Consider the following 19,088-nt stretch of genomic DNA (forward strand, 5'->3'; position numbering starts at 1 on the left):
TCCCCACGGGGAGGTGTCCCACGGGGAAGGTGTCCACGGGGAAGGTCAGCCGAGCAGCGAACGGCCGATGATCTCCTTCATGATCTCGGTCGTGCCGCCGTAGATGGTCTGGATGCGGCCGTCGGTGAAGGCTCGGGCGACCCGGTATTCGGTCATGTAGCCGTAGCCGCCGTGGAGTTGCAGGCAGCGGTCGGCGACGCGCTTTTGCAGCTCGGTGGCCCACCACTTGGCCATCGAGGCGTGCACGTGGTCCAGTTCGCCGTTCGAGTGGTCCGTGATGCAGCGGTCGAGGAAGGTCCGGGTGACGGCGACCTCGGTGGCCATCTCCGCTATCTCGAAGCGGATGTGCTGCAGCTTGGCCAGCGGACGGCCGAAGGCTTCGCGCTCCTTGACGTACTGGGTGGTGATCTCCAGCAGGTGCTCGGCGGCGGCGATGCCGGCCATCGCGATGCCCATCCGCTCCTGCGCGAGATTGGTCATCAGGTGGACGAAGGCGCCGTTCAGCTCGCCGAGCAGGTTCTCCTTCGGGACGCGTACGTCGTTGAAGAACAGCTCGGCGGTGTCCTGGGACTTCTGTCCGATCTTGTCGAGGTTGCGGCCGCGCTCGAAGCCCTCCGCGCCGCGCTCGACGACCAGCAGCGACAGGCCGTGCGCCCCGCCCTCCGGGGTGGTCTTGGCGACCACGATCACCAGGTCGGCGAGGATGCCGTTGGAGATGAAGGTCTTGGAGCCGTTCAGCACCCAGTGGTCGCCGCGGTCCTCGGCGGTGGTCCGGATCCCCTGGAGGTCGGAGCCCGCGCCCGGCTCCGTCATCGCGATGGCGGTGATGGTCTCCCCGGAGCAGAAGCCGGGCAGCCAGCGGCGCTTCTGCTCCTCGGTGGCGAGCGAGGTCAGGTAGGGCCCGATGATGTCGTTGTGCAGGCCGATGGCCAGCCCGGGGGCGCCCGCGCGGGTGAACTCCTCGGCAATCACGGCGGCGTAGCGGAAGTCGGTGTTCCCGCCGCCGCCGTACTCCTCCGGGACGGCGAGGCCCAGCAGCCCCTGCCGGCCCGCGGCCCGCCAGGCCTCGCGGCTGACGATGCCGTCCTTCTCCCACTGCTCGTAGTGCGGCAGCACCTCCTTGCTGAGGAAGGTGCGTACGGTCTCGCGGAACGCCTCGTGGTCGGCGTCGAAGATGCGTCGTTGCATCGGGGCCCCCTAGAGCCAGCTCTTGACGGTTTCGATCAACTTGGCCGGGTCGGGGCCGACCGGTGTGACGTTGAGCATGGTGACGCCCGCCTCGCGGAAGGCCTCGACGCGCTCGCGCACGTAGCCCTCGGGCCCGCACAGCGTCATCAGCTCGCAGAACTCGTCCGGGACGGCAGCAGCGGCGTCGCGCTTGCGTCCGGCGAGGTACAGCTCCTGGATCTTCCGGGCCTCTTCCTCGTACCCGTAGGCGACGGCCAGGTCGTTGTAGAAGTTCTTGCCGACCGCGCCCATCCCGCCGACGTACAGGGCGATCTGCGGGCGCGCGAGGTCCCGTGCGGCGGCCGCGTCCGGGCCGATGGCGAGCAGGCCGCCCGCGACGGTCTGAAGCGGACCGAGCTCCGGCGACCGCTTGGCCGCCCCCTCGGCGAGCGGTCCGCCCCACACCGCGGCGGCCTTCTCCGGGATGAAGAGGGTGGGCAGCCAGCCGTCCGCGATCTCGGCGGTCAGCCGAACGTTGGCCGGGCCGAGCGAGGCGATGTAGACGGGGATCGCGGGGCGGACCGGGCGGGTGAGGATCTTCAGCGGCTTGCCGAGCCCGCTGCCCCGCTCCGGCGGCAGCGGCATGTCGGTGATGCCGTGGTGGTCGATCGTTTCGCGGCGCCAGATGCGCCGGCACAGCTCGACGCTCTCGCGCGTGCGGCCGAGCGGCTTGTCGTACGGCTTCCCGTGCCAGCCCTCGACGACCTGCGGGCCGGAGGCGCCGAGCCCGAGCAGCGCCCGGCCGCCCGAGAGCGCGTCCAGGCCGGCGGCCGTCTGGGCGATGAGGCCGGGGGTGCGCGAGTAGACGTTGAGGATGGCCGAGCCGATCTTCAGCCGCTCGGTGCGGGCGGCGAGGTAGCCCATGATCGTCGGGGAGTCGAACCCCCAGGCCTCGGCCACCCACACCGCGTCGAGCCCGGCCGACTCCAGCGCGGCGGCCTGGTCGGCGGCCCGGCGCGGGTCCCCGGCGTAGTCGAGCATCATCGACAGTTCCATCAGGCCTCTTTCGAGAGCAGGGCCGGTACGTCCCAGTCGGCGGCCACCGACTCGGTGTCCGCGCCGGGCAGGGCGGGTTCGGAGGTCACGCGGGTCGGGGTCGCGGAGAACCGCGGCGCGGGCGCGGGCTGGACGATCCCGGCGTACTCGGTGAAGGTCCCGCGGGACGCGAGGTGCGGGTGCCCCGGGGCCTCGCGCAGCGACAGCACCGGGGCCACGCAGGCGTCGGTGCCCTCGAACACCGCCGTCCACTCCTCGCGCGTACGGGTCCGGAAGCGTGCGGCGACGACCTCCCGCAGCTCGCCCCAGCGGGCGACGTCCTTGCGCGCCGGCGCCCGGTCCCCGATGCCGAGGAGCTCCGTGAAGGTGTCGTAGAACTGCTGTTCCAGCGCGCCGACCGCCATGTACTGGCCGTCGGAGGTCTCGTAGGTGCCGTAGAAGGGACAGCCGCCGTCGAGGAGGTTGGCCCCGCGGCGGTCCTGCCAGCCGCCCGCCGCCATCATCCCGTGGATCATGGCGGTGAGGTGGGCGGTGCCGTCGACGATGGCCGCGTCGACGACCTGGCCGGAGCCGGTGGCGCGGGCGTGGTGCAGGGCGGCGAGGACCCCGACGACCAGGTAGAGCGAGCCGCCCGCGTAGTCCCCGACCAGGTTCGCGGGGACGGCCGGCGGCTCTCCCGGCTTCCCGATCATGCCGAGGGCGCCGGTGACGGCGATGTACGCGATGTCGTGCCCGGCGGTCTCGGCGAGCGGGCCGCGCTGGCCCCAGCCGGTCATCCGGCCGTAGACGAGCTTCGGATTGCGGGCGTGGCACTCGGCCGGCCCGACCCCGAGTCGCTCGGCCACCCCGGGCCGGAACCCCTCGACGAGCACGTCGGCCCGCTCGACCAGGTCCAGGACGCGGGCGGGCCCGTCGGCGGACTTGAGGTCGACCAGGACGGACCGTTTGCTGCGGTTGGTGATGTCGTGGGCCGGATCGACCGCGAGCCCGCCGCCGCCGGGCCGGTCCACGCGCACGACGTCGGCGCCCAGGTCGGCGAGGAGCATCGCGGCGAACGGTCCGGGGCCGATGCCCGCCAGTTCGACGACGCGCACCCCGGCGAGCGGGCCGGGCCCGCTCGCGTCCCGGTTCCCGTTCCCTGTCACTGCCATCGGGCCCCCAACGGCTCTGGTGTGCATGGTGTGCGTGGTGTGCGGCTATGTGACACAACTGATGTAACACCAGTGATGCTAGGAACGAGCTCCATCGAACACAAGCCCCCGGGCGGGGCTCCCGGCCGATCGTCCACCCCCGGAGTGTCCGGCTCCGCGCGATCGGGCGGGGCGCCGCTCTCCACTGCCGGCGCGCCGCACCCGCTCGTGCTGACGGTCGAGCACCACGCTAGCCTCGGCCACCGAAACCCCCTGGGAGGAGCCGTTCATGAACGCAACTGTCCCGCACGACCGGCCGGAACGTGCCTATGACGTCGTGCTGTTCGGCGCCACCGGGTTCGTGGGCGCGCTCACCGCCGAGTACCTCGCCGCGCACGCGCCCGCCGGCTGCCGGTGGGCGCTGGCCGGCCGGGACACCGCGAAGCTGGAGCGGCTGCGCGAACGGCTGGCCTCGATCGATCCGGCATGCGCGCGACTGCCGCTGCTGCGGGCCGACGCCCAGGACCCCGCGGCCGTGCGCGAGCTGGCCGCGTCCACCCGGGTGCTGGCCACGACGGTGGGCCCGTACATCTGGTACGGGGCGGAGCTCGTGGCCGCCTGCGCCGAGGCGGGCACGGACTACGTGGACCTCACCGGGGAGCCGGAGTTCGTGGACCGCATGTACGTCGAGCACGACGCACGGGCCCGGGAGACCGGGGCGCGGATCGTGCACGCCTGCGGCTTCGACTCGATCCCGGCCGACCTCGGGGCGTACTTCACGGTCCGGCAGCTGCCCCAGGGGGTCCCGCTGGCGGTCGACGGGTTCATGCGGTCCAACGCCTTCTTCTCCGGCGGCACCCTGGCCTCCGCGCTGACCGCGCTGAGCCGCGGCCCCCAGACCCTGGCTGCCGCGCACGCCCGCCGGCTGCACGAACCCCGGCTGCTGGGGCGGCGGGCGCGCGGGCCGGTGGGGGCACCGCGGTTCAGCCGCGAGACCGGGACCTGGGCGCTGCCGCTGCCCTCGCTGGACCCCCGGATCGTGGCCCGGTCGGCGGCCGCGCTGGAGCGGTACGGCCCGGACTTCCGCTACCGGCACTACGCCTCCGTCAAGCACCTGCCCGTCGCGGTGGGCGGTACGGCGGCGCTGGGCGCGACGGTGGCCCTGGCCCAGGTGCCGCCGGCCCGGCGGTGGCTGATGGACCGCTGGGAGCCGGGCCGGGGACCGGACGCGGAACGCCGTGCGCGCAGCTGGTTCAGCGTGCGGTTCGTGGGCGAGGGCGGCGGCCGGCGCGTGCTCACCGAGGTGGCGGGCGGCGACCCCGGCTACGGCGAGACGGCGAAGATGCTGGCCGAGTCGGCGCTGTGCCTGGCCCACGACGCCCTGCCGGAGGCGGCCGGGCAGCTGACGACCGCCGTGGCGATGGGCGACGCCCTGATCGCCCGCCTCCAGAAGGCGGGGATCACCTTCCGGGTGGCGGACGCCCGCTGACCGGCGGGACCACTGACGGGCCGGACCGCTGACCGGTGGGCCGCTGACCGGTGGGCCGACCGGGCGGGCCGGTTCACCGGCCGGGCGGGTTCACCGGCCGGGCGAGTTCACCGGCCGGGCGGGTTCACCGGCCGGGCGGGTTCACCGGCCGGATGCTTCAGGAGGCCTCCCGCAACGCCCTGCGGCACAGGGAGTCGGCGTGGCGGGTGGTCTCGGGGATCCGGAAGCGGGGGCTCAGGGCCAGGGCGTGCGCGCAGGCGTTGTCCAGCGAGACCCGGTGCCCGACGGAAACGTAGACCGGCTTGATCCCGTCCTGCGTGCGCAGCGCCCGCCCGACCTCGGCCCCGTCGGCCGCGAGCAGCGCGGCAGCGTCGCCCCGCCGGGCGCCCGGTTCCTCGTAGGTGAAGGTGAACGGATTCTTCGCGACGCCGATGGCCGGGAGCCCGGTGACCACCCCGAGGTGGCAGGCGAGGCCGAAGCCGCGGGGGTGCGCGAGGCCGTAGCCGTCGCAGACGACGAGGCCGGGCTCGGTCTTCAGGGAGTCGAGGGCGGCCAGTACCGTCGGCAGCTCGCGGAAGGCGAGCAGCCCGGGCACGTAGGGGAAGCTGACGCGCCCGACGGCGGTGGCCTCCTCGACGACCTCCAGGGTGGCGGCGTCGAGCACCACGGCCGCGGCGGCGACCAGGTCGCGCGCGTCGTCGTAGGCGACGTCCACTCCGGCGACGAGGCCGTGGCCGGGTGGCGGGCCGAGCTCGGTGAGCACGACCTGATGGCGTAGTTCGTCCTGTATCGCCCGGGCTTCGGCCTCGTCGGCGGGGGTCTTCACACTCGTCATGATGCAGCGAGAGTAGCCTGACGATCATGTTCGTCATGGAGCTCACCTACACCGCCCCCATCGAGTCCGTCGAGGAGCAGATGGACGCTCACATCGCCTGGCTGGACGGCTACTACGCCGCCGGCGTCTTCCTCGCGTCGGGGCGCAAGGTCCCGCGCGACGGGGGCGTGATCCTGGCCGGCGGGGTGTCCCGGGCCGAGATCGAGCGGATCGCGACCGAGGACCCCTTCGCGGTGGCGGGAGTGTGTGACTACACCATCACCGAGTTCCTCGCCACGAAGACCTCGGCGGACCTGTCGACGGTGCGGGAGAACCCGGTCACCTAGGCCGTCTCTTTCGGATCTTGCCGGGCCCGCGACGCCCGGCACCGCACCTGGCCGCGTTTGCCGGGGCACCCGAGTGCGTCCAGTACACGGAGCGCACCTCCGCCTCGCCCTGCTTCCCCCAGGCCCGCGGGCCTGGGGAGACCCATGGCACCGGACGCCGCGGGCTCGGCCGACGAGATCCGAAAGGGACGACCCAGCACTGTGCACGGCACGGTCACCGGGTGGCGACGTCCGGCACCGCACCGGACGACGCCGTCCGGGGGACCCCAAGCCGCCGGTCCGGGCGAGTGCGTCCCGTACGAGCCGCGGCCCGGCAGCCTGGGGTCCCTCCCCGCGATGGCCGTGGAAGACGCACCGCACCCGACGGCGCAACCCGGTGGCCCCTTCCCGGTCACGGCACCAGCCGCGCGGGGACGGCGCCGTCCCGGTCAGGCCCGCCCTCCTCGTCCCGTCGTCCGACCCGTTCGCCGGGCTCGACCGGCCCGGCTCCCGCACCCCGCTCGACCGACCGCCCCTGCCCACCGGAGTGTCCATGCAGCCCCGCCCCGCCGTTCCCGCCGACGTCCCCGAGCTCATACGCCTGCGCGCCGTCGCCCTCGACTCCCTCGGAGTCGACCCCGGGCCCGCCGACGCCGCCTGGCGGCAGGTCGCCCGCACCTGGTTCCTCGAACGCATCGGCGAACGCCCCGACGTGCACTGCCTGGTCGTGGGCGGAGCTCCCGGCGAACCGCTGCTCGCCACCGGCATGGCGTGGGTCACCTACCACCTGCCCAGCCCCCTCTGGACCGACGGCCGGCGCGGCTACCTCGACGGGATCGTCACCGACGCACCCGCCCGCGGACGGGGCCACGGCCGCCGGATCGTCGACGCGCTGGTCGAGTGGCTCGACGGCATCGGCATCCACTACGTCCAGCTGCACGCGAGCCCCGACGGCGAGCCCGTCTACCGGGCCGCGGGCTTCACCGCCGGGCGCTACCCGGGCATGGACCTCGTCACCGCCCCGGCACCTCAGGCATCCCAGGTGCCCCCGTCACCCCCCGCTCCCGCTCCCGCTCCCGCGAGCTGATCAGCGCCGTCGTTCCAGCCGCGCCACGCGCCCCTTCTCCCCCGCCGCCCAGCATCCCGCGTCGGCCGCGCAGTCGACCGTGTCGAAGGATCCCGCGTCCAGGGACCGCCAGCTGCGGCCCCCGTCCGTGGTCACATCGGTGCCCGTGGGCCCCACCGCGAGGGCCGTCGCCCGGCCGTACGGGAACCAGGCCGCGCCCGAGCGGTAGGCGGGCGGCGGCGTCGCCGCCCGCGTCCAGGTGCGTCCCCCGTCGGCGGACACCGCCGCGGCCTGCGGGGAGGCCTGCCCGGTGCGGTAGTCACCGCCGACCGCCAGACCCCTCGTACGGTCCCGGAAGGCGAGGGCGAAGACCCCGCGCGCCGGATCGCCCGCCGGGACGGTGGATTCGGCGACCCGCCAGGTCAGACCGCGGTCCGCGGAGTGCAGCACCCGGGCGCGGGCACCCCCGCCGGTGGCCAGCCAGACATCGCGCGGGCCGGAACTCACCAGGCACTGGCCGCTCGCGGCGAAGCCCGCCTCGCCCGGTAGCGCCTCGGGCATGCCCCCGCTCGGCAGGACCCGCCAGTTCCGTCCGCCGTCGTCAGTGGCGAGGATCCGGAACTTCCCGTCCACCGGATCGCTCATCGCCAAGCCGTGCCGGGCGTCGAAGAAGGTGAGGCAGTCGTAGAAGGCGCGCGGGTCGGGGTTGCGGAAGGTCTCGGTCCAGGTGGCCCCGCCGTCCTCGGTACGCAGCACCCTGGAGGCCTCGCCCTCCCCAATGGACAGGGCCACCGCGCGCCGCGCGTCGAAGGCCTCGATGTCGCGGAACTCCAGGGCCTCCGCGACCGCGCCCGGCGGCGAAACGTCACGCCAACTGCGGCCGCCGTCCACCGTGCGCAGCACGGTCCCCTTGGAACCGGCCACCCACGCCGTGTTCCGGCCGACCGCCGCGAGCCCGCGGAAGCGCACGTCCTTCCCGGTGTCCTTCAGCGCCCAGCCGGCGCCGCGTAAGTCCTGCGCCAGCGGGGCCGGGTCGGGGGCCGGGGCCGCATCGGCCTGGGCGGGGGCGGCGAGCACCCCCACGAGCAGGGCTGCCGCGCACATGCCGATTCCGAGTTCCAGGAGTCTCATGGCGCCGGAAGCTAACGCACCCCGGATGCGCCGTCCAGAGCGCCTTCCGGCCCCTACCAGCGCACGTACCGGAACACGTACCGGAGCACGTACCCACGACCTCGTTCCCCGGTCACAGGCTCGCGGCGCGGTGGGTCACTCCGCCGTCGACGACGGTGAGGAGCACGGGCAGGTCCGGCAGTTCGGTGGCGGCGACGGTGAGCGGGTCGTCGGCGAGGACCGTCAGGTCGGCGCGGTGGCCGAGGGCGATCCGGCCCGCCAGGTGCTCCTCGCCCGCCGCACGGGCGGCGTTGACGGTCATGCCCTGGAGGGCCTGCAGGGCGGTGAGTGCCTGCTCGGGGCCGTGGGGGGCCTGGGTCAGGTCGCGGCTGGGGCGGCGGTGGCGGGCGCCGCCCATGACGCCGAGCGGCGGGTACGGGGCGATCGGCCAGTCCGATCCGAGCACCACGGTGGCTCCGGAGTCCCACAGGTCACGGCAGCGCCAGGCACGCGAGGCGCGCTCCTCGCCGAGCCGGCGGGACCAGTTGTCGGTGTGGTCGGCGCGGGTGAAGTCGCAGCAGTGGGTGGGCTGTACGGAGGCGATGACGCCTAGCTCGGCGAAGCGGCGCAGGGTGTCGTCGGGAACGGTCTCGATGTGCTCGACCCGGTGACGGACCTGGGGCCCGGGCCCGCCGGAGGCCTGGGCCTTCTCGACGGCGTCGAGCACGTGCCGTACGGCGGCGTCGCCGATCGCGTGGGTGGCGGTGGGCACTCCGGCCCGGTGGAACTCGCCCACGATCCTCGTGTAGACCTCGGGGTCGGGCCAGAAGGCGTGCGTGGACTCGCCGTTGCGGTCCGGGTGTTCCAGCCAGGCGGTGCCGTTGTCGATCGTGCCGTCCATGAAGATCTTCACGCCCTCGGTGCGCCAGAGCCTGCCGCCGGCGCCCTGCTGGGCGATGAGCGCACGCACGGCGTCGGCGTCGGTGCCGGGCTGGCACCAGGGCGCGACGCGCAGGCGCAGCGGCAGCCGTCCGGCTCCGTCGAGTTCGGCGTAGAAGGAGAGGCTGTCCCCGTTCGCGTCCATGGCGTGGCCGCCGGTCAGCCCGGCTGCGGCCATCTTGCGCAGCGCCGCGGCCAGCCGCTCGCGGCGCTCCTCACGGGTGGGCTGCGGGGCGACGCGTTCGACGAGTTCGCAGGCGGCGTCCTCCAGGAGCAGGCCGGTGGGCCGGCCGGCCGCGTCGCAGACCACTTCGGCGGACGCCTGGTCGAAGGTCCGCGGTCCGTCGACGCCCGCGAGTTCGAGGGCGCGCCGGCTGGCCAGCACGGAGTGGGCGTCGAAGAGCAGGAGGGTGGCCGGCACGCCGTCGAGCACGGAGTCGAAGGGGGCGGTCTCGACGGGCCGGTCCCCGAAGGCGTTCGGGTCCAGGCCCCAGCCGCTCAGCCAGGCGCCGGGCGCGAGGCCGCGTACGCCGGCGGCGAGTGCCGTGCGCACCTGTTCCAGGTCGGTGCAGCCCGACAGGTCCAGTCCGTGGGTCAGTTCGGCGCCCGAGACGGGGTGGATGTGGCCGTCGACCAGGCCGGGGGTCACGACGGCTCCCTTGAGGTCGACCACCGTGGTCGAGGCGTCGGCGAGCGCACGGACGTGGCGGTCGTCGCCGAGCGCGGTGATCCTTCCGCCGGAAGCCGCCAGGGCGGTGTCCGGCAGGAACCCGCCCGTGGCCGGGTCGAGCAGGCGGGCGTTGAGCAGGACGAGAGGGGTGCGCACGGAGCCTCCAGCGGGGGAGGGGCGGGGAACGTCGGGCGGGGGGGGAAGGGTCGGGCGCGAAGGGTCAGGCGTCACCGGCTGCTTCGCCGGCGGCGTCACCGGTGGGGGCGCCGGTGAGGGCGCCGGTGAGGGCGCCGCGGGGCAGGCCGAGTTCGCGTTCCGCGGTGGTGACCGCCATCCGGGTCACCGCCTCGGGGCGGTCGCGGTCCTCGGTGTTGGCGTGGACGCCGAGGCCGTCGAGGACGACGAGGATCTGGATGGCCGTCACGTACGGGTCCTCCGTACGGAACTCGCCGCGCTCGACGCCCTCGCGGATCACCTCTTCCAGGCGGCCGCGCCAGGCGGCCTCCTGCTCGGCGACCCGGTCGCGCAGGAGGGGCCGGTAGCGGCTGAGGTGGCGGGCGTTGATCCAGAGCCGGCTGATGGCGTCGTAGGCCTCGCCCGACGTGCGGGCGAAGAACCGCTCCAGCCGCCCGGTCGGGGTCGGCACGCCCCCGTCCGCTCGGGGCGGCCCGTCCGCTCCGGGCAGCCCGTCCGCTCCGGGCGGCAGCAGGACCTCCAGTTCGGCCCCGGCGGCCGTCCCGAACGCCTCGGCGACCAGGTCCTCCACCGAGGGGAAGTAGTGGCTGATCAGACCCGGCCGTACGGCGAGCTCTTCGGCGATGCGGCGCAACGTGAGGCACTCCAGCCCTTCGGCCAGGGCGACGGCCGCGGCCGTGTCGACGATCTCGGCCCGCCGGGCCTCGGGGGACTTGCGGATCCGCTTGCGCTGGACGCTTGACGACATACCGGGGATGCTATTGAGTGTGCGACCAATAAGCAAGCGAGGCGGACACGCCCAGCACCCGGAGGTCCCTCATGGCGTCCCCGATTCCCGACCCGCCTCCCGGTTCGCACCCGGCCCCCGGAGCGCTCGGACAGGCCGCGCCGACCCCGGAACGGGCCACCCGCATCGAGGCCCACGGCATCGACCACATCCCCGATTCCGAGCGCCACGGCCGCCCCCGGGACCTCTTCGCCGTCTGGGCGGCGGCGAACGTCAACTACCTCAGCCTGGTGATCGGCGGCGCACTGGTCCTCATGGGGCTGAGCCTGTGGCAGTCCGTGGCCGTGATCGTGGTCGGCAACCTGTTCTGGCTGCTCACCGGCCTGCTCGCCACCTCGGGCCCGGCCGCCGGAGCACCCAGCGAGGTGATCACCCGGGCCATGTACGGGGTCATCGGCAACCGCGCGATGAACGCGATCGGCGGCTGGCTGGTCTCCGTCTGCTACTTCGCCCTCAACCTGGCCGCCGCCGCGGCCGCCGCCTTCGCCCTCGTGGAACGCGTCGGCATCACGACGAACACCGGGATCAAGGCCGCCGTCATCGTGACCATCGCCGCGCTCACCCTGGCCATCAGCGTCTACGGCCACGCGATGATCATGAAGCTCTACCTCCCGATGACCCTGGCCCTGGCCGCCGCCTTCGCCGTCGTCGGCATCTGCGTGGTCCGCCACACGGACTTCGCCTACCGGCCCGCCCCGCCCCTGACCGGCGTCGGCCTCTGGGCGGCGCTCCTCGCCGGCACCACCCTCATCACCTCGGGCCCGCTCTCGTACACCACCAGCGCCGACTTCTCCCGCTACCTGCCCGGCACGTCCTCGCGGAAGGCGATCATCGGCTGGACCGCCCTCGGAGCCTTCCTGCCCAGCGTGGCCGTCTGCTCCTTGGGCGCGCTCGCCGCGACCGCGGTCGACATGGGCGACCCCCAGGCCGCACTGCAGAAGCTCCTGCCCGGGTGGTTCTACCCGGTCTTCCTGCTCGCGCTGATCCTCGGGACGATCTCCGTCAACGCCCTGACCGCCTACAGCGCCGGGCTCGCCCTGCAAGCCGTCGGCATCCGCATCCGGCGCTCCGTCAGCGTCCTGTTCGACGGGGCCGTCGCCGTCGCCCTGACCCTCTACGGCCTGCTCGTCTCCAACCTCCTGGACACCGTCAGCAACTCGCTCCAGCTGGTCGTCGTGCTGATCGGCCCCGTCATGGCGATCTACGCCACCGACGTCCTGCTGCGCGGGTTCCGCTACGACGGCCGGGCGCTGGCGGACGAGACCCCCGGCAGCCCCTTCTGGTACGTGGGCGGCGTCAGCCCGGCGGGCGCCCTCGCGCTCGCGGCCGGGGTGAGCGCGGCCGCCCTGTGCGTCAACACGCTCTACACCGGGCCGGTCGCCTCCGCCCTCGGCGGCATCGACCTCTCGCTGCCCGTCGGCATGGTCGTCTCCGCCGCCCTCTACGCGGCCTTGATGCGGACCCTTACGCCGGTGGAGTGATCGGTAACCAGCCCTTCTCCGAGGCGCCCCGGACCCACCGCGGATCGGGGCCGCCTTCGGACACACCTACCGTCCGGTCACTCTGTGCGATCACACGGATTGGTTCAAGCCAATCGGTGACACAGCTCACGCAACGGCCCATGCACGGATTTGCCGATTCCGGCGTCTATCGGGTTGCCGGGCTCCACCCCAACAGTCCGGCAGCAGATCCGCCGCAAGGGAGTGAGCCTTGATCACTGTCATCGAGCAGGCCGCACAGGCCCGTCTGGTCGCCACCGCGCCGAAGGTCGAGACCGTGCCCGTCACCCTCTGCTACGACCGTGCGGATCCGTTCGCCGTGCGCATGGCGTTCCCCGCCCCGGCCACGCTGGAGGGCGTCGAGGTGTCGTGGACCTTCTCGCGCGAGCTGCTGGAGTCCGGGCTGGACCGCCCGTCGGGCTATGGCGACGTACGCGTACGCCCGTACGACGGCGACCGGACCACCATCGAGTTCCACGCGACGGAGGGCGTCGCGATCGTGCTGATGCTGACGGCCGAGCTCCACCGCTTCCTGGAGCGGGCGGCGGAGTTGGTGCCGCCCGGCCTCGAACACCTCTACCTGGACATGGACCACAACCTGGCCGAGCTGATGCGCGACACCTGCTGAGTTAATTGGTTTGCGGGCGGCTACGACCGCCCGTAGCTTCGAAGACGCCCCATCGCCGTCGAAACGGAGCAGGACATTGCTCGTCTGAGGTTCGAGACACCGACCACCACGCCCTGCGGCTGAGCCGTCGGCTGTCTCCCCGCGTTGCACGCACCACTCACGCAACCTGGAGGCCTCCATGAGTAACGCCCCTACGTTCATCACCTGCTCCGCACTGTCCTTCGACTGGCCCGACGGCACCCCCGTCTTCGACGGGTTCCAGCTCACCGTGGGCCCCGGCCGCACCGGCCTGATCGGCCTCAACGGCTGCGGGAAGTCCACCCTGCTGAAGCTGATCGCCGGCGAACTGGCCCCGACCGAGGGCCAGTCCTCCGTCGCCGGCTCGGTCGGATACCTCCCGCAGAACGTCACCCTCGACACCACGCTGCGCGTGGACGAGGCGCTCGGCATCCACACCGCCCGCGCCGCGCTCCACGCCATCGAGGCGGGTGAGGCCACCGAGGCGAACTTCACCGCTGTCGGCGACGACTGGGACGTGGAGGAGCGGGCCCTGGCCACGCTCGACCAGCTCGGTCTCGCCCGGATCGGCCTGGACCGCACCGTCGGCGAGCTCTCGGGCGGCGAGTCCGTACTGCTGCGGCTGGCCGCCCTGCTGCTCGCCCGCCCCGACGTCCTACTGCTGGACGAACCCACCAACAACTTGGACCTGCGGGCCCGAAGCCGCCTGTACGCGGCCGTCGAGTCCTGGTCCGGAGTGATGCTCCTGGTCAGCCACGACCGGGAACTGCTGGAGCGGGTCGACCAGATCGCCGACCTGCGCGACGGCGAAGTCCGCTGGTACGGAGGCAACTTCACGGACTACCAGGACATGCTCGCCGCCGAACAGGAGTCCGCCGAGCGGATGGTCCGGGTAGCGGAGGCCGACGTGCAGCGGCAGAAGCGCGAACTGGCGGACGCCCAGGTCAAATTGGCGCGGCGCAAGCGGTACGGGCAGAAGATGTACGACAACAAGCGCGAGCCGAAGATCGTGATGGGTGCGCGCAAGCGCGCGGCCCAGGAGTCGGCGGGCAAGCACCGGATCATGCACACCGAGAAGCTGGTCCAGGCGAAGGAACGCCTGGACCAGGCGGTGGAGGCGGTGCGCGACGACGACGAGATCCGGATCCAGCTCCCCGCCACCCAGGTCCCGCCCGGGCGGCAGGTCCTGACCCTGAGCGATCTGCGCCTGGCCCACGGAGCCGCCGTGCCGGGCGAGTGGGAACTGCGGGGGCCGGAACGGATCGCCCTGGTGGGCTGCAACGGCTCGGGCAAGACCACGCTGCTGCGCACGATCGCGGGGCAGCTCCCGCCGGTGTCCGGGGCGGTCGTGGCGCACGTGACGACGCGGTTCCTGCCGCAGCGCCTCGACGTCCTGGACGAGAGCCGCTCGGTCGTGGAGAACGTGGCGCGGTTCGCCCCGCAGGCCACCAACAACCTGATCCGGGCCCGGCTCGCACACTTCCTGTTCCGCGGCGCCCGGGCGGACCGTCCGGCCGGCACGCTGTCGGGCGGCGAACGCTTCCGGGCGGCACTGGCGGCACTGCTGCTGGCGGAGCCCGCTCCGCAGCTGCTCATGCTCGACGAGCCGACGAACAACCTGGACCTGTCCAGCGTGCGGCAGCTGACCGACGCGCTGGAGTCGCACGAGGGCGCACTCCTGGTGGCGAGCCACGACGTGCCGTTCCTCGAGTCGATCGGCATCACGCGATGGCTCCTACTGGACGGGGAGCTGCGGCCGACGACGGCCGAGGAGGTCCGGGAAAGGCTGTGGTCGAGTGACTGAGACCACGCCGGTGCCGGCGGCCGGCCGCTAGCAGGCGGCGACTGAAAGCCGGGGGCGGCTGGCCTGGCTGGCTGGCTGGCTGGCTGGTGCGCCGCCAGCCGGGCCCGCCCACACCCGCACCCGTGCTCGACCCCCATCAGCCTGCCCACGGGTGATCGGCGAGGGCCCGTTCGTCGCGCCCCCGGTAAAGCGGAAGCGATTTCTTTCGTCAAACCGGGGGGCGGCAAACCACCTACTGGCGTGATTTTGGCCCCTCGAAGCCCTCTCAGACCGTCCATAAACTGCATAGATAACTGGATGTAACCGGACATACACCTGCCGGGGGGTTGGCTGGCCTTGATGTCACGCTTAACCTACGACTCCGTAAGCTACGGAACCGTAGGTAATTCGCTTTGCACCCAGGAGTACCCGTGACGATCACCTCTCCCCACCTCGGCAGCTCGGAGGCGTGGACGGACGCCAAGCTGCTGTTCGCGCTGGAAGAGGTGGTCGAGAAGGAGCTCAACCGCCACCTGAAGGTCACCAAGGACTGGATGCCCCACGAGTACGTCCCGTGGAGCGAGGGCCGGAACTTCCCGGGCTTCTTCGAGGACGGCGAAGCCTGGGACCCGCAGCAGTCCAAGGTCACCGACATCGGCAAGATCGCGCTGGTCGTGAACCTGCTGACCGAGGACAACCTCCCCAGCTACCACCACGAGATCGCGACGCTCTTCGGCCGCAACGGCGCCTGGGGCACGTGGGTCCACCGCTGGACCGCCGAGGAGGGCCGCCACGGCATCGTGATGCGCGACTACCTGCTGGCCTCGCGCGCCGTGGACCCGGACAAGCTGGAAGCCTTCCGCATGCAGCACATGTCGGAGGGGTTCGAGTCCGACAACCGCCACTCGATGCTGCACTCGGTGGCGTACGTGGCCTTCCAGGAGCTCGCGACCCGCATCTCGCACCGCAACACCGGCCACCAGTCCGGTGACCCGGTCTGCGACCGGATGCTGGCCCGCATCGCGCAGGACGAGAACCTGCACATGGTCTTCTACCGCAACCTGCTGGGCGCGGCCTTCGAGCTCGCCCCGGACCTCACCATGCAGGCCGTGCGCGACGTCGTCGTCAACTTCCGCATGCCCGGCCACGGCATGCCCGGCTTCGAGCGCATGGCCGCGCAGATGGCCATCGGCGGGGTCTACAACCTGCGGATCCACCACGACGACGTACTGAGCCCCGTGATCCGCTTCCTCAAGATCATGGACATCGACGGCCTCGGCCCCGAGGGCCAGAAGGCCCAGGAGGAGCTCGGGCTGTTCATGAACGGCCTGGACTCCGAGGCCCGCAAGTTCGACGAGAAGCTGGCCGCCCGCGCGGCTCGCCTCGCCGCCCGCAAGGGCTGACCGATTTCCGCTCGCTCGGGCGAGTGATGCCGATTGCCCTGGCAGGGCCCCGCTCTGCCAGGGTTTCGCGTCATGACCTCGCTCCAGGTGGACATCGACCAGCTGACCCGTCTGACACGCGCCCTGGACTCCTCGCTGGTCTCCCTGCGGGAGGCCCGGCGCGCACTGAACCACGTACGACCCGACCAGCTGGGCACGACGGACCTCGACGCGGCGTGTGACGGCTTCCAAGAACGCTGGGCCTACGGCACGCAGGAGCTGACCAAACGCGTCAAGGACGTGCGGGAGGGCGTGGACCGCAGTGCCGCGGAGTACGCGGAGCTCGATCAGGCCGTCCGTGCGGCCTTCCTCCGGGCGGCGGCCGCGCATGGCTGAGTACGCGGCGCTGGGCTTCGACCCGGCCCCCGGAAATCCCGCGACGGTCCTGGCCCTGGCCAAGAAGCTCAGCACCTCGGCCACCTCCCTCGGGGAGGCATCCCGGGTGGTGAAGGACCTGGTCTCCCACAGCTCGGCCTGGCAGGGCGAGGCCGCCACCGCCTTCCGCGCCTCCCTCTCACGGGACCTCCCCCGCTACCTCGGCTCGGCCCACACCTCCCTCGCGGAGGCGGCCCGCCGGCTCACGGGGTGGCACGACACCCTGGTCTCCCACCGCGCTCTGGCCACCCGGTACGAGGCCCAGGCCGCGGCGGCGAAGACGGAAGAGGCCCTCGCCGATGCCCGCCGCCTGGCCCGCGAACTCGCCGCCGAACACGGCACGGCCGCCCGCCGGGTTGCGCAGACCCTGAACGCGGCGACGGACCGACTGGCCCCGGAGGAACCGGGCCTGCTGGCCTCGATCTGGAACAAGATCGTCGACGATCCAGCGGACGCGATGTCGAACGCGTCGGCGATGCTCGGTTTCGTCGGCGCTTTGGTAGCACTGGCCTGCCCGCCTGCGGGGCTGGCGATCATGCTCGTCGGGAGCGGCCTGTCCTTGGCTGCTCTGGCGATGCACACCTCGGACCCTAAGTTCCGAAAATCCTTGACCGACGGATTCGCCAAGGGCCAGTTCGACGCGGACTTCTGGAAGAGCAGCGTGACACTCCTCGGAGACACGGTCGGCGCAGTCCCGGGTGTGGCCGCAGTCGCCTCCGGCGCCAAGGCGGGCACGGCGGCTGCCCGGGCAGCGATGGCCGCCGCTCCGGAGGGAAGCGCCGTGGCAGGACTCGCCCCCGGGGCCACCGCGTTCAGGCAGTCGGCATGGACCACTTCTGAGGACCTGCGGCAGCTGGACAGCCCGCTTACCGGATGGGCAATGCGGTCATCGACTCAGGAAGCCAGAGACCGGGTGGGCGTGGCGGTGGCGGGGACGGGCGCGCTGACTGCGGGGATGGACTACGGGTCGGACAGCGAAGCCATCGAACACAGCTCAACGGCCGCAGACGGCACCCGGTGGGTCCTGGACGATGCTCCTTCAGCCATCAGGAAGTCGGGGCACGTCTGGTCGGTGCTCAGGCCATGACACAACAGCACAGCTTCCCACCGGTGTGGTTCCGCCTGCCCCCGGGCTTCCATGACATCGGCCCCGGCGACGCAGCGTCCTTGGACGCGTTCGCGGAAGCTCTGGACAGCCCCGCTGCCCGAGGGGAACTGTCCCAGCTCATGGGCGGCCTTGAGGCGTTGGCGGGGCACGGCGTCGTACACACCGCGCTCGGCTTCCATCCCGAGGAGCCGGCCGGGGTCACCACCTCACTGTTCTCCCTCACGATCCGGCGAGTTGGGCAGCCCAACCCCCGACTCGCCGTGGTACGTACGGCCCTAGCCATCGCCCGATCAACGCTGTGGACCAGCTCGGTCCGCAGTTTCATCGACCTGCCGTCGGCTCTTCCGTGCTGCCTGGTCGGCGGGATCATTTCCGTGCCGGATATCGAGCATCACCTGTTTCAGGCCAAGGTCGCGACAGTGCATCCCGATGGACTGCACTTACTCATCCTCGATCTGACCAGCGCCTGGACCGAGCATGCCGCTGCCTATACGGACATCCTCGAAGCGGTCGCGCACACCCTCCAGTTCACCGACCCCGACCCGAGTGCGCCGGAGGCCATCGGGACCTCACGCATCCTGGAGGTACTGCTATGAGCGTCGCTCTCACCAAGGCAGCATGGGACCACCCCCCAACGGTGGCTGGATTCAAGCGGCTGGCCGCTCGCCGCCTGGGCTGGGTGCTCAGCCTTGGGGGTCCACCGCTGATCGCCCTGGCCTGCATCGGCTTTGTCCCCCACGCGGGATTGGCGTTCTCTCTCATGACCATCCTCGCGGCCCCCTTGTTCCCCTGGGTGATCGTCGCCTACTTCCGTCGACGCCGCGTCGCCGCCGTGCTCAAGTCGTATCCGTGGCGTGAGTGGCCGTGTCAACACCCGCGTAGGCCACCCGGAAGCCCCGCGACCATCGCTATCCCGTTCAGGGAGGACTTCACCGCCATGTTCCGGATCATCCCGCTCCCCGTCCCGCTCGAGACCACGGAGAACGGCCACCCGGACCGGATCTGGTTCGCCGGAGACCCGCGCTTCGGTGGCGTCGTATCTCCCGTCGGGGGGCACTACCCCGTCCGCGTCGTGCCCCACACTCCGCGCCGGGAGGAGTGCGGTGGCGAGGGGTTCGACCTCGCGCGGCGCGTGGGGCTGGTCCGTGGGAGCGGGAAGGGAACGCGCACCTGATCAGCTACGGCGGCGGGGGCGCAGGGCCAGGCGCTCGGCTTCCGAGAGGCCGCCCCAGACTCCGAAGCGCTCGTCATTGGCCAGGGCGTACTCCAAGCACGCCGCCCGTCCCTCGCACGCCCCGCACAGCCGCTTCGCGTCGCGAAGCGAGGAACCGGGCTCCGGGAAGAAGAAGCCGGGGCCCGTCTGGGCGCACAGGGCAAGGTCGTACCAAGCGGTGTCAGTGGTTGCGGCAGTGGTGTTAATCGACATGCCGGAGATACTTACCGCTGCCGATGGACGTCCGATCAACGGCTGATCAACACATGTTCA

The 19,088-nt window shown here is 72.3% G+C and carries 19 protein-coding genes; 11 read left to right on the forward strand and 8 right to left on the reverse strand.

Annotation, left to right across the window (positions count from 1 at the left end):
* Nucleotides 1-45: 45 nt before the first annotated feature.
* From OG386_RS10030 to OG386_RS10040, 3 genes are read right to left on the reverse strand one after another with little or no spacing between them, the layout of a single operon-like run.
* A complete protein-coding gene (locus OG386_RS10030) occupies nt 46-1,188 on the reverse strand; it encodes an acyl-CoA dehydrogenase family protein (RefSeq protein WP_266606460.1) in 1,143 nt (380 codons plus the stop codon).
* Between the two features lie 9 nt (nt 1,189-1,197).
* Complete coding sequence (locus OG386_RS10035) at nt 1,198-2,223, reverse strand: LLM class F420-dependent oxidoreductase (protein ID WP_328787813.1); 1,026 nt, start codon at nt 2,221-2,223, stop codon at nt 1,198-1,200.
* Entirely contained in the window at nt 2,223-3,374 is a 1,152-nt protein-coding gene (locus OG386_RS10040) for a CaiB/BaiF CoA transferase family protein (protein WP_328787814.1), read from the reverse strand. Before OG386_RS10040 ends, OG386_RS10035 begins: the two co-directional genes overlap by 1 nt.
* Nucleotides 3,375-3,642: 268 nt before the next feature.
* Between OG386_RS10040 and OG386_RS10045 the strand changes: the two genes are divergently transcribed.
* Nucleotides 3,643-4,842: a saccharopine dehydrogenase family protein gene (locus OG386_RS10045; protein WP_328787815.1), complete on the forward strand. Its 1,200-nt coding sequence runs from the start codon at nt 3,643-3,645 to the stop codon at nt 4,840-4,842.
* A gap of 157 nt (nt 4,843-4,999) precedes the next feature.
* Here OG386_RS10045 and OG386_RS10050 read toward each other — a convergent pair whose 3' ends face one another.
* Nucleotides 5,000-5,677 carry an endonuclease V gene (locus OG386_RS10050; protein ID WP_328787816.1) on the reverse strand — a complete coding sequence of 226 codons (678 nt, stop codon included), beginning with the start codon at nt 5,675-5,677 and terminating at the stop codon, nt 5,000-5,002.
* A gap of 26 nt (nt 5,678-5,703) precedes the next feature.
* On the opposite strand from OG386_RS10050, the gene OG386_RS10055 reads away from it, so the two are divergent.
* Nucleotides 5,704-6,003, forward strand: coding sequence for a YciI family protein (locus OG386_RS10055; RefSeq protein WP_328787817.1), 300 nt, complete (start codon nt 5,704-5,706; stop codon nt 6,001-6,003).
* A 376-nt stretch (nt 6,004-6,379) separates the two neighbouring features.
* The gene (locus OG386_RS10060) at nt 6,380-7,069 is read left to right on the forward strand and encodes a GNAT family N-acetyltransferase (RefSeq protein WP_328787818.1); all 690 of its coding nucleotides are present in this window, start codon (nt 6,380-6,382) and stop codon (nt 7,067-7,069) included.
* Here the strand turns inward: OG386_RS10060 and OG386_RS10065 are convergent, their stop codons facing one another.
* The 3 genes from OG386_RS10065 to OG386_RS10075 all read right to left on the reverse strand — a co-directional run bounded on the left by OG386_RS10065 (nt 7,070) and on the right by OG386_RS10075 (nt 10,710).
* The gene (locus tag OG386_RS10065) at nt 7,070-8,152 is read right to left on the reverse strand and encodes a WD40/YVTN/BNR-like repeat-containing protein (protein ID WP_328793208.1); all 1,083 of its coding nucleotides are present in this window, start codon (nt 8,150-8,152) and stop codon (nt 7,070-7,072) included.
* A 139-nt stretch (nt 8,153-8,291) separates the two neighbouring features.
* Complete coding sequence (locus OG386_RS10070) at nt 8,292-9,923, reverse strand: amidohydrolase (protein ID WP_328787820.1); 1,632 nt, start codon at nt 9,921-9,923, stop codon at nt 8,292-8,294.
* Nucleotides 9,924-9,987: 64 nt separating this feature from the next.
* Entirely contained in the window at nt 9,988-10,710 is a 723-nt protein-coding gene (locus OG386_RS10075; RefSeq protein WP_328787821.1) for a TetR/AcrR family transcriptional regulator, read from the reverse strand.
* Nucleotides 10,711-10,781: 71 nt separating this feature from the next.
* Between OG386_RS10075 and OG386_RS10080 the strand changes: the two genes are divergently transcribed.
* From OG386_RS10080 to OG386_RS10115, 8 genes are all read left to right on the forward strand, one after another.
* Nucleotides 10,782-12,230 carry a purine-cytosine permease family protein gene (locus OG386_RS10080; RefSeq protein WP_328787823.1) on the forward strand — a complete coding sequence of 483 codons (1,449 nt, stop codon included), beginning with the start codon at nt 10,782-10,784 and terminating at the stop codon, nt 12,228-12,230.
* Between the two features lie 229 nt (nt 12,231-12,459).
* A complete protein-coding gene (locus OG386_RS10085; RefSeq protein ID WP_328787824.1) occupies nt 12,460-12,876 on the forward strand; it encodes an SsgA family sporulation/cell division regulator in 417 nt (138 codons plus the stop codon).
* A 178-nt stretch (nt 12,877-13,054) separates the two neighbouring features.
* Nucleotides 13,055-14,698, forward strand: coding sequence for an ABC-F family ATP-binding cassette domain-containing protein (locus OG386_RS10090; RefSeq protein WP_328787825.1), 1,644 nt, complete (start codon nt 13,055-13,057; stop codon nt 14,696-14,698).
* A 410-nt stretch (nt 14,699-15,108) separates the two neighbouring features.
* A complete protein-coding gene (locus OG386_RS10095) occupies nt 15,109-16,080 on the forward strand; it encodes an acyl-ACP desaturase (protein WP_266606448.1) in 972 nt (323 codons plus the stop codon).
* 72 nt (nt 16,081-16,152) lie between these two features.
* Nucleotides 16,153-16,455 carry a hypothetical protein gene (locus tag OG386_RS10100; RefSeq protein ID WP_328787826.1) on the forward strand — a complete coding sequence of 101 codons (303 nt, stop codon included), beginning with the start codon at nt 16,153-16,155 and terminating at the stop codon, nt 16,453-16,455.
* The gene (locus OG386_RS10105; RefSeq protein ID WP_328787827.1) at nt 16,448-17,581 is read left to right on the forward strand and encodes a hypothetical protein; all 1,134 of its coding nucleotides are present in this window, start codon (nt 16,448-16,450) and stop codon (nt 17,579-17,581) included. The genes OG386_RS10100 and OG386_RS10105 overlap by 8 nt, the downstream gene beginning before the upstream one ends.
* Nucleotides 17,578-18,198 carry a hypothetical protein gene (locus OG386_RS10110; protein ID WP_328787828.1) on the forward strand — a complete coding sequence of 207 codons (621 nt, stop codon included), beginning with the start codon at nt 17,578-17,580 and terminating at the stop codon, nt 18,196-18,198. The genes OG386_RS10105 and OG386_RS10110 overlap by 4 nt, the downstream gene beginning before the upstream one ends.
* Nucleotides 18,195-18,776, forward strand: a complete 582-nt coding sequence (locus OG386_RS10115) for a hypothetical protein (RefSeq protein WP_328787830.1) — start codon at nt 18,195-18,197, stop codon at nt 18,774-18,776. The genes OG386_RS10110 and OG386_RS10115 overlap by 4 nt, the downstream gene beginning before the upstream one ends.
* On the opposite strand, the gene OG386_RS10120 is transcribed toward OG386_RS10115, so the two are convergent.
* Nucleotides 18,777-19,028, reverse strand: coding sequence for a WhiB family transcriptional regulator (locus tag OG386_RS10120; RefSeq protein WP_328787831.1), 252 nt, complete (start codon nt 19,026-19,028; stop codon nt 18,777-18,779). It abuts the gene before it with no gap.
* Between the last annotated feature and the right edge of the window lie 60 nt (nt 19,029-19,088).

Source organism: Streptomyces sp. NBC_00273, assembly GCF_036178145.1.
Lineage (GTDB): Bacteria > Actinomycetota > Actinomycetes > Streptomycetales > Streptomycetaceae > Streptomyces.